This is a genomic window from Streptococcus sp. k-163 (assembly GCF_013277555.1).
GTDB lineage: Bacteria > Bacillota > Bacilli > Lactobacillales > Streptococcaceae > Streptococcus.
The window spans coordinates 120,400-134,831 of record NZ_VMND01000015.1; the positions used below are offsets into that span (position 1 = coordinate 120,400).

Annotated in this window: 11 protein-coding genes and 1 pseudogene; 11 read left to right on the plus strand and 1 reads right to left on the minus strand. The window is 40.7% G+C overall.

Annotated features, from left to right (window positions below; all coding sequences use genetic code 11):
- Nucleotides 1-58 precede the first annotated feature (58 nt).
- The 7 genes from HT731_RS06615 to HT731_RS06645 all read left to right on the plus strand — a co-directional run bounded on the left by HT731_RS06615 (nt 59) and on the right by HT731_RS06645 (nt 8,263).
- A complete protein-coding gene (locus HT731_RS06615; protein WP_033679950.1) occupies nt 59-715 on the plus strand; it encodes a CBS domain-containing protein in 657 nt (218 codons plus the stop codon).
- 107 nt (nt 716-822) lie between these two features.
- A protein-coding gene (gene prfB, locus HT731_RS06620) for a peptide chain release factor 2 (protein ID WP_173278204.1) occupies nt 823-1,918 on the plus strand; the annotation gives its coding sequence in 2 pieces (ribosomal slippage) (nt 823-894 and nt 896-1,918; 1,095 coding nt in all).
- Between the two features lie 17 nt (nt 1,919-1,935).
- Nucleotides 1,936-2,628 (plus strand): cell division ATP-binding protein FtsE, encoded by a 693-nt coding sequence (gene ftsE / locus HT731_RS06625; RefSeq protein ID WP_173278206.1) that lies wholly within the window; start codon nt 1,936-1,938, stop codon nt 2,626-2,628.
- Nucleotides 2,621-3,547 carry a permease-like cell division protein FtsX gene (gene ftsX / locus HT731_RS06630; RefSeq protein ID WP_173278208.1) on the plus strand — a complete coding sequence of 309 codons (927 nt, stop codon included), beginning with the start codon at nt 2,621-2,623 and terminating at the stop codon, nt 3,545-3,547. Before ftsE ends, ftsX begins: the two co-directional genes overlap by 8 nt.
- Nucleotides 3,548-3,732: 185 nt before the next feature.
- Nucleotides 3,733-5,913, plus strand: a complete 2,181-nt coding sequence (locus HT731_RS06635; protein ID WP_079114838.1) for a PTS transporter subunit IIBC — start codon at nt 3,733-3,735, stop codon at nt 5,911-5,913.
- A gap of 51 nt (nt 5,914-5,964) precedes the next feature.
- Nucleotides 5,965-6,780, plus strand: coding sequence for an endonuclease/exonuclease/phosphatase family protein (locus tag HT731_RS06640; protein ID WP_033679948.1), 816 nt, complete (start codon nt 5,965-5,967; stop codon nt 6,778-6,780).
- A 139-nt stretch (nt 6,781-6,919) separates the two neighbouring features.
- Nucleotides 6,920-8,263: a DEAD/DEAH box helicase gene (locus HT731_RS06645; protein ID WP_033679947.1), complete on the plus strand. Its 1,344-nt coding sequence runs from the start codon at nt 6,920-6,922 to the stop codon at nt 8,261-8,263.
- Nucleotides 8,264-8,400: 137 nt separating this feature from the next.
- Here the strand turns inward: HT731_RS06645 and HT731_RS06650 are convergent.
- Nucleotides 8,401-10,539 (minus strand): annotated as a pseudogene (locus HT731_RS06650) (LTA synthase family protein).
- A 120-nt stretch (nt 10,540-10,659) separates the two neighbouring features.
- Between HT731_RS06650 and HT731_RS06655 the strand changes: the two are divergent.
- The 4 genes from HT731_RS06655 to aroB are packed head-to-tail and all read left to right on the plus strand — an operon-like array spanning nt 10,660 to nt 14,427.
- Nucleotides 10,660-11,823 (plus strand): class I SAM-dependent rRNA methyltransferase, encoded by a 1,164-nt coding sequence (locus HT731_RS06655; RefSeq protein ID WP_173278210.1) that lies wholly within the window; start codon nt 10,660-10,662, stop codon nt 11,821-11,823.
- On the plus strand, nt 11,820-12,497 hold the full coding sequence (gene aroD, locus HT731_RS06660) for a type I 3-dehydroquinate dehydratase (RefSeq protein WP_173278212.1): 678 nt from the start codon (nt 11,820-11,822) through the stop codon (nt 12,495-12,497). Before HT731_RS06655 ends, aroD begins: the two co-directional genes overlap by 4 nt.
- On the plus strand, nt 12,487-13,341 hold the full coding sequence (locus HT731_RS06665) for a shikimate dehydrogenase (protein ID WP_173278214.1): 855 nt from the start codon (nt 12,487-12,489) through the stop codon (nt 13,339-13,341). The genes aroD and HT731_RS06665 overlap by 11 nt, the downstream gene beginning before the upstream one ends.
- A gap of 18 nt (nt 13,342-13,359) precedes the next feature.
- A complete protein-coding gene (gene aroB, locus HT731_RS06670; RefSeq protein WP_173278216.1) occupies nt 13,360-14,427 on the plus strand; it encodes a 3-dehydroquinate synthase in 1,068 nt (355 codons plus the stop codon).
- Nucleotides 14,428-14,432: the final 5 nt, after the last annotated feature.

Sequence of the window (14,432 nt, forward strand, 5' to 3'; positions counted from 1 at the left end):
TTGATAGATTTACAAAAAGATTGTATAATAGGGATAAGAATAGAAAAGGAGAAGTCTCATGGCAGTTAAAGATTTTATGACCCGCAAGGTAGTGTATATTAGTCCAGATACAACAGTATCTCATGCAGCAGATTTGATGAGAGAGCAAGGGTTGCACCGCTTGCCTGTTATCGAAAATGATCAATTGGTTGGTTTGGTAACTGAGGGAACCATTGCTCAAGCTAGTCCATCAAAAGCCACAAGTCTTTCTATCTATGAGATGAACTATCTTCTGAATAAGACCAAAGTAAAAGATGTCATGATTCGTGATGTTGTCACTGTTTCAGGTTATGCTAGTCTAGAAGATGCAACTTATCTGATGCTGAAAAACAAGATTGGTATTCTTCCTGTAGTAGATAACCATCAAGTATACGGAGTTATTACTGACCGTGATGTTTTCCAAGCCTTTCTTGAAATTGCTGGTTATGGTGAAGAAGGAATTCGAGTGCGCTTTGTTACAGAAGATGAAGTTGGTGTTCTCGGAAAGATTGTTTCTTTGATTGTAGAAGAAAATTTGAATATCTCCCATACCGTAAATATTCCACGCAAGGATGGTAAGGTGATTATCGAAGTTCAAATCGATGGATCAGTTGATTTGACAGCCTTAAAGCAAAAATTTGAAGCTGAAAATATTCAAGTAGAAGAGATTAGTCGTACTTCTGCTAAAATTTTGTAAGCATGGAAGCCGAAAGGCTTCTTTTTTCATGAAAGGGAGATTAGAGCAAAAGATGGAAAGAAATGATAGAATATGGTATAATAAAACGATACAAAAAAGGAGTATTTATGGACATTTCAGTAATTCGTCAGAAAATTGACGCAAATCGTGAAAAATTAGCTTCTTTCAGGGGGTCTCTTTGACCTAGAGGGTCTAGAGGAAGAGATTGCCATCTTGGAAAACAAGATGACAGAACCTGATTTTTGGAACGATAATATCGCGGCCCAAAAAACGTCGCAAGAATTAAATGAATTAAAAAACACCTATAACACTTTCCACAAAATGGAAGAGTTGCAGGATGAAGTCGAAATTTTATTGGACTTTTTAGCAGAAGACGAGTCGGTTCAAGAAGAACTGGTAACGCAGTTATCCGAACTTGATAAGATGATGTCCAGCTATGAGATGACCCTTCTCTTGTCAGAACCTTATGACCATAATAATGCTATATTGGAAATCCATCCAGGTTCTGGTGGTACAGAGGCTCAAGACTGGGGTGATATGTTGCTTCGTATGTACACTCGCTATGGAAATGCCAAAGGCTTTAAAGTGGAAGTCTTGGATTACCAGGCTGGTGATGAAGCAGGTATTAAGTCGGTGACCTTGTCCTTTGAAGGACCTAATGCCTATGGTCTCCTCAAGTCGGAAATGGGTGTGCACCGTTTGGTCCGTATCTCACCATTTGACTCTGCCAAACGTCGCCATACATCTTTTACATCTGTAGAAGTGATGCCTGAGTTGGATGATACCATTGAAGTGGAAATCCGTGAAGATGATATCAAGATGGACACCTTCCGTTCAGGTGGTGCTGGTGGACAGAACGTCAATAAAGTTTCAACAGGTGTGCGTTTGACACATATTCCTACGGGAACTGTCGTCCAGTCAACGGTCGATCGTACTCAATATGGAAATAGAGATCGTGCCATGAAGATGTTGCAGGCAAAGCTCTATCAAATGGAGCAAGAAAAGAAAGCTGCGGAGGTAGATTCCCTTAAGGGTGAGAAAAAAGAAATCACATGGGGAAGCCAAATCCGTTCTTATGTTTTCACGCCATATACTATGGTAAAAGATCACCGAACTAGCTTTGAAGTTGCACAAGTAGATAAGGTTATGGATGGAGACCTAGATGGTTTTATTGATGCCTATCTCAAGTGGCGCATCAGCTAAGATAGAAAGGAACTCACATGTCAATTATTGAAATGAGAGATGTCGTCAAAAAATACGACAATGGAACGACTGCTCTACGAGGTGTTTCGGTCAGCGTTGAACCAGGGGAATTTGCTTACATCGTAGGACCTTCAGGAGCAGGGAAGTCAACCTTTATTCGTTCTCTGTATCGTGAAGTAAAGATCGATAAAGGAAGCCTATCAGTTGCTGGTTTTAATCTGGTTAAGATTAAAAAGAAAGATGTCCCGCTTCTACGTCGTAGTATTGGGGTTGTCTTCCAGGATTATAAACTATTGCCAAAGAAAACTGTTTATGAGAATATTGCTTATGCTATGGAAGTAATTGGGGAAAATCGCCGTAATATCAAAAAACGGGTGATGGAAGTTTTGGACTTGGTTGGATTGAAGCATAAGGTTCGTTCTTTTCCAAATGAGCTCTCAGGTGGGGAGCAACAGCGGATTGCGATTGCGCGAGCTATTGTAAACAATCCAAAAGTACTGATAGCCGATGAACCAACAGGAAACTTGGACCCGGATAATTCATGGGAAATTATGAATCTCTTGGAACGGATTAACTTACAAGGAACAACTATTTTGATGGCGACTCATAATAGCCAGATTGTAAATACCTTGCGCCACCGTGTCATTGCCATTGAAAATGGCCGTGTCGTCCGTGACGAATCAAAAGGAGAGTATGGATACGATGATTAGTAGATTTTTTCGCCATTTATTTGAATCACTAAAAAGTTTGAAACGAAATGGTTGGATGACAGTGGCTGCTGTCAGCTCAGTCATGATTACTTTAACCTTGGTTGCCATATTTGCTTCTGTTATTTTCAATACAGCGAAACTGGCTACCGATATTGAAAATAATGTCCGAGTAATGGTTTACATTCGTAAGGATGTCGCTGATAATAGTGAGACTATTGAAAAAGAAGGTCAAACTGTTACAAATAATGACTACCATAAGGTATATAATGCCTTGAAGGGGATGTCTACAGTTAAGAGTGTTACTTTTTCAAGTAAAGAAGAACAATATGAAAAATTAACTGAGACAATGGGGGATAACTGGAAAATCTTTGATGGTGACGCCAATCCTCTCTACGATGCATATATTGTAGATACTAACACACCAAGTGATGTAAAGATAGTAGCTGAAGAGGCTAAAAAAATTGAAGGTGTATCAGAAGTTCAAGATGGTGGAGCCAACACACAACGTCTGTTCCAACTTGCTTCCTTCATTCGTGTTTGGGGATTAGTCATAGCAGGACTCTTGATTTTCATTGCAGTCTTCTTGATTTCTAATACCATTCGTATTACCATTATTTCTCGCAGTCGCGAAATTCAAATTATGCGCTTGGTTGGTGCTAAGAATAGCTATATCCGAGGACCATTCCTCCTTGAGGGTGCTTTCATCGGATTACTTGGAGCAACAATTCCATCAGCTTTAGTATTCGTTGTTTATCAAATGGTTTACCAATCGGTTAATAAGTCATTAGTAGGTCAAAATCTTTCTATGATTTCACCAGAAGTATTTAGTCCACTGATGATTGTCCTCTTGTTTGTTATTGGAATTTTTATTGGTTCAATTGGATCAGGAATTTCAATGCGCCGATTCTTAAAAATTTAAATTTGAATAGATGTATATTTGAGGAGATTTTAATATCTCCTCTTTTACTACAAAAATTTTAGAAAAAAGTCTACTTTTTTCTATAAAAGCCTTTACAAAAAAAATTAAAGTGGTATAATTAATACATAGTTAAGTGCAAACGTTTTCGTAAAACGTTTGCCTAAATAAAAATAAAGGAGATTTGAATGATGAAAGATACATTCAAAAATGTCTTGTCTTTCGAATTTTGGCAAAAATTCGGTAAGGCTTTGATGGTGGTTATCGCCGTTATGCCGGCTGCTGGTTTGATGATTTCAATCGGTAAGTCGCTTGTGATGATTAACCCTAACTTTGCTCCACTGGTCATTACTGGTGGTGTACTAGAGCAAATCGGTTGGGGAGTTATCGTTAACCTTCATATCTTGTTCGCCCTCGCTATTGGAGGAAGCTGGGCTAAGGAACGCGCTGGTGGTGCGTTTGCGGCAGGTCTTGCCTTTATCCTAATCAACCGTATCACTGGTACAATCTTTGGCGTATCAGGCGATATGTTGAAAAATCCTGAAGCTATGGTAACAACTCTCTTTGGTGGATCAATCAAAGTTGCTGATTACTTCATTAGTGTTATGGAAGCCCCAGCGCTTAACATGGGTGTCTTCGTAGGGATTATTTCTGGTTTTATTGGAGCAACTGCTTACAATAAATACTATAACTTCCGTAAGCTTCCTGATGCACTTTCATTCTTTAACGGAAAACGTTTTGTACCATTTGTAGTTATTCTTCGTTCAATAATTGCTGCAATTGTACTTTCAGCTTTCTGGCCACTTGTGCAAACTGGTATCAATAGCTTTGGTATCTGGATTGCTAACTCACAAGAAACTGCTCCAATCCTTGCACCATTCTTGTATGGTACATTGGAACGTTTGCTCTTGCCATTTGGTCTTCACCACATGTTGACTATCCCAATGAACTACACAGCTCTTGGTGGTACTTATGAGGTCTTAACTGGTGCAGCTAAAGGTAGTCAAGTATTTGGTCAAGATCCACTATGGCTTGCATGGGTAACAGACCTTGTTAACCTTAAAGGTACAGATGCAAGTCACTACCAACAATTGTTAGATACTGTTCACCCAGCTCGTTTCAAAGTTGGACAAATGATCGGTTCATTCGGTATCTTGATGGGTGTGATCGTGGCTATCTACCGTAATGTCGATGCTGATAAGAAACATCAATATAAAGGTATGATGATTGCGACAGCTCTTGCAACATTCTTGACAGGGGTTACTGAACCAATCGAATACATGTTCATGTTTGTAGCAACACCTATGTATCTTGTTTACTCACTTGTTCAAGGTGCTGCCTTCGCTATGGCTGACGTTGTAAACCTACGTATGCACTCATTCGGTTCAATCGAGTTCTTGACTCGTACACCTATTGCAATCAGTGCTGGTATCGGTATGGATATCATTAACTTCATTTGGGTAACCGTTCTCTTTGCTGTAATCATGTACTTCATCGCAAACTTCATGATTCAAAAATTCAACTACGCAACCCCAGGACGTAACGGAAACTACGAAACTGCTGAAGGTTCAGAAGAAGCTAGCAGCGCAGTGAAAGTTGCAGCAGGTTCTCAAGCTGTAAACATTATCAACCTTCTTGGTGGACGTGCAAACATCGTTGATGTGGATGCATGTATGACTCGTCTTCGTGTAACTGTTAAAGACGCAGACAAAGTCGGTGATGCAGAACAATGGAAAGCAGAAGGAGCTATGGGTCTTGTCATGAAAGGACAAGGAGTTCAAGCTATCTACGGTCCAAAAGCAGACGTATTGAAATCTGATATCCAAGATATTCTTGATTCAGGTGAAATCATTCCTGAAACTCTTCCAAGTCAAATGACAGAAACGCAACAAAATACTGTTCAATTCAAAGGTCTTACTGAGGAAGTTTACTCAGTAGCTGACGGTCAAGTTGTTGCCTTGGAACAAGTAAAAGATCCAGTATTTGCTCAAAAAATGATGGGTGATGGATTTGCTGTAGAACCTGCAAATGGAAACATTGTATCTCCAGTTTCAGGTACTGTATCAAGCATCTTCCCTACAAAACATGCTCTTGGTCTTGTGACTGAAGCAGGTCTTGAAGTACTTGTTCACATTGGTTTGGACACAGTAAGTCTTGAAGGAAAACCATTTACAGTTCATGTAGCTGAAGGACAAAAAGTTGCAGCAGGTGACCTTCTTGTCACAGCTGACTTGGATGCTATCCGTGCAGCAGGTCGTGAAACTTCTACAGTAGTTGTCTTCACAAATGCTGAAGCTATTAAATCAGTTAAATTAGAACAAACAGGTTCTCTTGCAGCTAAAACAGCAGTTGCTAAGGTAGAATTGTAATATACTTGAGGTTGGAAGCTGTTTTCCAACCTCTTGTTTTAGGAGAAAAGCATGAAATTTTTAACACTCAATACTCATAGCTGGATGGAAAAAGAAGCTGAGGAAAAATTCCAGTTCTTGCTTGAAGATATTCTTGATAAAGACTATGATTTGATTTGTTTCCAAGAAATCAATCAGGAGATCACCTCGCAAGAGGTGGAGGTTAATGATCTCTATCAAGCTTTGCCAGCAGCTGAGCCTATTCACCAAGATCACTATGTTAGACTTTTGGTTGAGAAGTTATCAGAGCAAGGGAAAAATTACTACTGGACTTGGGCCTATAACCATATCGGTTATGACCGCTATCATGAAGGTGTGGCTATCTTGTCTAAAACACCTATTGAAGCAAGAGAAATTTTGGTTTCAGATGTGGATGATCCAACAGATTATCACACTCGTCGAGTTGCTTTAGCAGAAACAGTAGTTGAAGGTAAAGAGCTTGCGGTTGCCAGTGTCCACCTTTCTTGGTGGGATAAAGGTTTCCAAGAAGAATGGGCACGATTTGAGGCTGTATTGAAAGAATTGAACAAGCCACTTTTGCTTGCTGGGGATTTCAACAACCCAGCTGGTCAGGAAGGATACCAAGCTATTTTAGCTAGTCCATTAGGCTTACAAGACGCATTTGAAGTTGCTCAAGAGAAAAGTGGTAGCTATACTGTTCCACCAGAAATTGATGGCTGGAAGGGGAACACAGAACCCCTTCGAATCGACTATGTTTTTACTACCAAAGAGTTAGCGGTGGAAAATTTACATGTGGTATTTGATGGCAACAAGAGTCCGCAAGTGAGTGATCACTATGGCTTGAATGCTACTTTAAACTGGAAATAGTGACTGAAAAGAGGTTGGGATTATAAAATTCCATCCTTTTTCTAACTAGAGAAGCTACTGGAAATAGCCAAATAAGTGAGACTACTGTAATGGAATAAAATATGGTATAATTGATAAGATAGATAGAATCGAGGATATTATGTCATTTACGAAATTTCAATTTAAAAACTATATTAGAGAAGCCTTAGAGGAGTTAAAATTTACAACTCCAACAGAGGTGCAAGATAAGTTGATTCCGATTGTTTTGGCAGGTCGTGACCTAGTAGGAGAATCAAAAACAGGTTCAGGTAAGACTCATACTTTCTTGTTACCGATTTTCCAGCAATTAGATGAAGCTAGCGATAGTGTACAGGCAGTGATTACTGCACCGAGCCGTGAATTAGCTACTCAGATTTACCAAGCAGCTCGTCAAATTTCAGCCCATTCAGATGTTGAAGTTCGTGTGGTTAATTATGTAGGTGGTACGGATAAGGCTCGCCAGATTGAGAAATTGGCAAGCAATCAGCCTCATATTGTTATCGGTACTCCAGGTCGTATCTACGACTTGGTTAAATCTGGTGATTTGGCCATTCACAAGGCTAAGACCTTTGTGGTTGATGAGGCAGACATGACCTTGGATATGGGATTCTTGGAAACTGTTGATAAGATTGCTGGCAGCCTTCCAAAAGATTTGCAATTCATGGTCTTCTCAGCGACGATCCCACAAAAGTTGCAACCATTCTTGAAAAAATACTTATCAAATCCTGTTATGGAGAAAATCAAGACTAAAACGGTCATTTCTGACACTATTGATAATTGGTTGATTTCTACTAAGGGACGTGACAAGAATGCTCAAATTTACCAGTTGACTCAGTTGATGCAACCGTATTTGGCAATGATTTTTGTTAACACTAAAACGCGTGCTGATGAGTTGCATTCATATCTGACTGCTCAAGGTTTGAAGGTGGCAAAAATCCATGGAGATATTGCCCCTCGTGAGCGCAAGCGTATCATGAATCAGGTGAAAAATCTAGATTTTGAGTATATTGTAGCAACGGATTTGGCAGCGCGTGGAATTGACATTGAAGGTGTCAGTCATGTTATCAATGATGCCATTCCGCAAGACTTATCTTTCTTTGTGCACCGTGTTGGTCGTACTGGACGAAACGGCTTACCAGGTACAGCTATTACCCTCTATCAGCCAAGTGATGACTCGGATATCCGTGAGTTGGAGAAATTGGGAATCAAGTTTACTCCTAAGATGGTCAAAGACGGAGAATTTCAAGATACCTATGACCGTGATCGTCGTGCCAACCGTGAGAAAAAACAAGATAAGCTTGATATCGAAATGATTGGTTTGGTTAAAAAGAAAAAGAAAAAAGTCAAACCGGGTTATAAGAAAAAAATTCAATGGGCGGTTGATGAAAAGCGCCGCAAGACCAAACGCGCTGAAAATCGCGCTCGAGGTCGTGCAGAGCGTAAAGCTAAACGCCAAACATTTTAAAATAGGCTGGAAAAAATTCATTTTAGTAAATAACGAAAAATCGGCTGTTTCCACAATAAAACGCATAATATCAAGATTTTAGCACATCTGATATTATGCGTTTTTCTGATTTTAAAGACTTTTTGCGCAGCCGCCTTTTATTGTGATTTTGATTCGGTTTCTGCAGATTCGGGATGGAGTTCTTGGTAGCTTGGTGCCTTGAAAAGGCCAGTACTGGTTTTACCTTGTCGTTGGCTAAAGAGACTAGTTGATCGACTACCTTTTTCTTGCTCAATTTTTTGCAGAATTGGTAAGGAATTGAGGTAAGAAATACTTTCTGTATCAACTGTTCCAAGATGATCTTTTTGATAGAAACGTATCAAATCGCCAGTTTGAATCTGGTCGCTAATTTTCAGCTGTTGACTGACTGCCTGACGAACGCTTTCCAGTTCGGTCTGAGTTTGCTCATCAAGATTACTGATTTCAAGACCACTTTCAGTATAGTAGGTTCGTCCGTCATAACTGGTGTATTTAGGTGTGACGAAGGAATTGGCAGTTCGAAAGGCAACTGTTTCTTGATGGTCTGGTGATAGGAGGTCTTGTCCAACTTGAAGGAAGGAATTGGACTTAATACCAAGGAGGTGTTCGAGAGTAGGTAAGATATCGATTTGTCCACCGTAGGTATTGATGATTTTCCCTTTTTCATAACCAGGCATGACCGCCATAAAAGGCACTCGTTGCAACATGGCATTGTCGTAATTCGACCAGTTCTCAGAAGTCTTTCCAATCAAAGGTGCCAGGTCAGGATTGCGGGAGTTGGAAATTCCATAATGGTCTCCGTAGATGACGATGATGGAATTTTCATAGAGGCCACTTTCTTTGAGATAGTCAAAGAAGGCCTTGGTAGCACTGTCCAGATAGTTAGCCGTTTGGAAGTAGCCATTTATCGTTTTATCTTTGGTTTTGGCAAAGGGGAAACCAAGCTCATCTCCCGTCAGATTGCTAGCATAGGGATAGTGATTGGAAACCGTGATATACTTGGAATAAAAAGGCTGCTGCAAGTGCTCCAGATATTGGATGGAATCTTTCATCATGATTTTATCATTTAAACCATATTGGAAAGAATTACTACTGTCTTGCTTGGTGAAATAGGAAGCATCAAAGAAGTACTGGTAGCCCCATTGCTTGTAGGTTGTATTTCTGTTCCAGAAGGTCCCGATATTACCGTGAAAGACAGCACTTGATTGGTAGCCATTTTTCGATAGGATAAAAGGAGCTGCCTGCTGGGTATTGGTACCACCTTAATTGACCATGAAAGAACCTTGGTCAAGTCCAAACAAACCAGTCTCCAGCATGGTTTCCGCATCTGAGGTCTTACCAGCCTTGACTTGGTTAAAGATATTCGAAAAGGCTAGGGTTGATTGCGAATGGTAAAGTGAATTAAGGAAGTGAGTGACTTCATGCTTAGTTCCATCTATGTTAAGTTTATAGTCAAGCAGGAATTGCTGGAAACTCTCTAAGTGGAGATAAATCACATTTTTCCCTTTGGCTAAGCCGAAATAGTCTGGCTTGGGCTTAGCGGAATGTTCTTGAATATAATCTGTGATAGGTTGAAGGTCAGTCTCAGAAGCCTTAGCACGTTCTTTGTTGGCGCTGTATGATTGGTTGGCACTATAGCCTAAAAAGGCTGGTAAACTAAGGGCGCGGACAATATAATAATTAGAAAATCCTAGCGATAGGAGATCGGGACGTTCAATCTCTGCCAAGAAAAGATTAGCAGAAAAGAGCAGGGCTGAGAGAGCAGTGATAGCGACACTGGAGCGGAATCTGAAAGGTCTCTTATCCAGTTGGATGCATTTTTTATAGAGAAGAAAAGCCAGCAGTGGGAAATCCATAAAATAGATGAAATCCCAAAGGCGCAGTAACTCTAGTTCAGCAGTTCCAACAGACACCTTGCTGACCACCTTCATAGTATTAGCCGTGATAAAGTCACTAAATTCTCGATAGTAAAAGACATTGGAATAAAGCCAAATGAATAAAAGGTTATAAATAGCTATACTCAGACCATAAAAGATCTTGGTTGATCGAGCATAGAGGGCTAGAGCTAGAAGAAGGAGCCCCAAAGGAAGGGGATTGAAAAAGGCGATAAAGGCAAGGTAATTTCCCTGCAACTTTCCTAATTGAATGTCTAAATTAAAGTCAATGGTATAGGCTAATAAGGTTTTGAGCCAATATAGGGTTAAAAGAGTTAGGACAACCCAGTCTAGTACCGATGGCTTTTTGGATTTTGTTAAAATTGATTCTCACACAATTACTTCCTAAGTTTTTATTAGTATAGCATTTTTTAAAACTAGAGTAAAAAAGCAAGGGTAGTTTCTTTTTTGAGAATTGTCATAAAATTTGCTATAATAGGGATTATGAATAAAATAAGAGTCAGTAAACGGGTTGAAAAAAAGCTTTCCAAGGGGCTTGTTTTACTAGAAGCTAGTGACCTTGCAGATGTCCATCTCAAGGATCAGGAAGTAGAAGTCTATAGTCAAGGAGGAAACTTTCTTGGGACTGCCTACCTTTCTCAGCAAAACAAGGGTTTGGGCTGGTTTGTGAGTACAGACAAGGTGGCCTTCAATCAAGCGTTCTTTGAAGCACTGTTTAGACAAGCTAAAGAAAAGAGAAGTGCCTACTATCAAGATGATTTGACAACTGCCTTTCGTCTCTTCAACCAAGAAGGAGATGGTTTTGGCGGCCTGACAGTGGACCTTTATGGCGACTATGCTGTATTTTCTTGGTATAACTCTTATGTTTATCAGATTCGCAAGGTTATTTCTGAAGCCTTTAGACAGGTTTTTCCTGAGGTTTTAGGAGCCTATGAGAAGATCCGTTTTAAGGGTTTGGACTATGAATCTGCCCATGTTTATGGTCAAGAAGCACCTGAATTTTTCACTGTTCTAGAAAATGGTGTCTTGTATCAAGTCTTTATGAATGATGGCTTGATGACAGGGATTTTTCTAGACCAGCATGAGGTTCGTGGTAGTCTGGTCGATGGTTTGGCTATGGGCAAATCCTTGCTCAATATGTTTTCCTACACAGCAGCATTTTCAGTAGCTGCAGCCATGGGAGGAGCTAGCCAGACAACTTCTGTTGACCTAGCCAAACGTTCACGAGAATTGTCTCAAGCGCATTTTCAGGTAAATGGAATCAGCACAGACGACCATCGTTTTATAGTCATGGATGTCTTTGAATATTTCAAATATGCCAAGCGAAAAGGTTTGACATACGATGTGATTGTCCTAGATCCGCCAAGCTTTGCTCGGAATAAAAAACAAACTTTCTCTGTGTCCAAGGATTATCACAAGTTGATTTCCCAGAGTCTTGAGATTTTAAATCCTGAAGGAATCATCATTGCCAGTACCAATGCTGCCAATGTTTCTCGCCAGAAATTTACAGATCAAATTGATAAAGGCTTTGCAGGAAGAAGTTACCAGATTTTAAATAAATACGGTCTTCCAGCAGATTTCGCCTATAATAAAAAAGATGAAAGTAGTAATTACCTCAAGGTGATTAGTATGAAGGTTAGTAAATGAAATTAATCGTTTCAGTAATGCCAAGAAGTTTAGAGGAGGCTCAGGCTCTGGATGCCACAAGGTATCAAGATGCTGATATTATTGAATGGCGTGCCGACTATCTGCCTAAAGAAGCGATTTTGCAGGTGGCTCCAGCTATTTTTGAAAAATTTGCAGGTCGTGAATTGGTTTTCACATTGCGAACTCGCTCTGAAGGGGGAGAAATCGACCTTTCTCCAGAAGAATATATCCATCTAATCAAGGAAGTGGCGCAACTCTATCAACCAGACTATATTGATTTTGAGTACTATACCTACAAGGATGTTTTTGAGGAAATGCTGGACTTCCCAAATCTCGTTTTGAGTTACCACAATTTCCAAGAAACACCTGAAAATATGATGGAAATCTTGTCAGAGTTGACGAGCCTAAATCCAAAACTTGTCAAGGTTGCAGTGATGGCTCACACGGAGCAGGATGTCTTAGACTTGATGAACTATACACGAGGCTTTAAAACTCTCAATCCTGAGCAGGAGTATGTAACTATTTCTATGGGCAAGGTGGGCAAGGTCTCTCGTATCACTGCGGATGTGACAGGTTCTAGCTGGTCCTTTGCTAGTCTAGATGAGGCCAGTGCCCCAGGTCAGATTTCCCTAGCTAACATGAAAAAAATTCGGGAGATTTTGGATGAAGCTTGATGGCTATACACGTTTAGCTGCTGTTGTTGCCAATCCTATTAAGCATTCTATTTCCCCCTTCATCCACAACAGCGCCTTTGAGGCGACAACTACCAACGGTGCTTATGTAGCTTGGGAGATTGAAGCGGGTGATTTGGCAGAAACAGTGGCCAATATTCGTCGCTACCAGATGTTTGGTATCAACCTTTCTATGCCCTATAAGGAGCAGGTGATTCCATATTTGGATGAACTGAGTGACGAAGCGCGCTTGATTGGTGCGGTCAATACGGTTGTCAATGAGAATGGCAATTTAATTGGATATAATACAGATGGCAAGGGATTTTTTAAGAGCTTGCCTTCTTTTACAATTACAGGTAAGAAGATGACCCTGCTGGGTGCAGGTGGTGCGGCCAAGTCCATTTTGGCACAAGCTATTTTGGACGGCGGCAGTCAGATTTCGGTCTTTGTTCGTTCAGTTTCCATGGAAAAAACAAGACCTTATCTAGACAAGTTACAGGAGCAAACAGGCTTTAAAGTGGACTTGTATGCTTTAGAAGATGTTTCTGAACTGCAAGAAAGGATTGCCGAGTCGGATTTACTGGTCAATGCTACCAGTGTGGGCATGGATGGTCAATCATCCCCAGTTCCTGAAAGCATCAATTTGCCAGAAACTATCTTGGTGGCAGATATTATTTACCAACCCTTTGAAACACCATTTTTAAAATGGGCTAGGAGGCAGGGCAATACAGCTGTCAATGGTCTGGGTATGTTGCTCTATCAAGCTGCAGAAGCTTTTCAACTGTGGACAGGCAAGGAAATGCCGACAGAAGAAATTTGGCAGTCTTTAACAGAAAAATACCAATAAAGAAAAGGAGACTCTCCTATGAAAATCAGAATCGATATTCCTCATCATCCTTATGATATTCAGATTGAAAAAGGTTGTCTGGCTCAGGCTGGCCAATGGTTGCGAGAACTATGGCAACCACAAAAAGTGGTCATTGTAACAGACAATCATGTAGCCTCTCTCTATGCAGAGAAGGTCAAACTCAGCATAGAAGATGCTGGTTTTCAGGTAGCAGTTTTTGACTTTTTAGAAGGGGAAGAACGGAAAAATCTGACCACTGTTCAGAAAGTCTATGAATTTTTAGTTAAGAAAGGTCTGACTCGTAGTGATGGAATCGTGGCTCTCGGAGGTGGTGTCGTTGGAGACCTGGCTGGTTTTGTAGCCTCTACCTATATGCGGGGCATTCATTTTGTTCAGATTCCGACCAGCTTGACTGCCCAGGTGGATTCTTCTATCGGCGGAAAGACAGGTGTCAACACTCCATTTGCTAAAAATATGGTGGGGACCTTTGCCCAACCAGACGGGGTTCTGATTGACCCGCTTGTCCTTGAAACGCTCGGAAAGAGAGAGTTGATTGAAGGAATGGGTGAAGTTATCAAGTATGGCTTGATTGAGGATCCAGAACTGTGGGCTCTTTTGACGGAGCTGGATGGTTCTGTAGAGAGCATTCTGGAACATGCGGAGACTTTGATTGAACATTCTTGTCAGGCCAAGCGCAAGATGGTAGTTGAGGATGAGCTGGATAACGGTGTTCGACTTTACCTCAATTTTGGGCACACTATTGGCCATGCCATAGAAGCAACGGCAGGTTATGGAACAGTCATGCATGGAGAAGCCGTAGCCATGGGTATGGTGCAGATTTCCAAGGTTGCTGAGGAGAAAGGCCTCATGCCAGAAGGAATAACCCAGTCTATTACAGAGATGTGTCAGAAATTTGGACTACCTGTTGACTATGAAAACTGGGATGTTGACAAGCTTTATCAGGCTTTGACTCATGATAAGAAAGCGCGTGGCAACACCTTGAAATTGGTCTTGGTACCAGAGCTTGGTTCAGCGACTATTCACCCAGTTTCTCTGGAAGAGATGAAAGACTACTTGGTAAAATAAGGAGA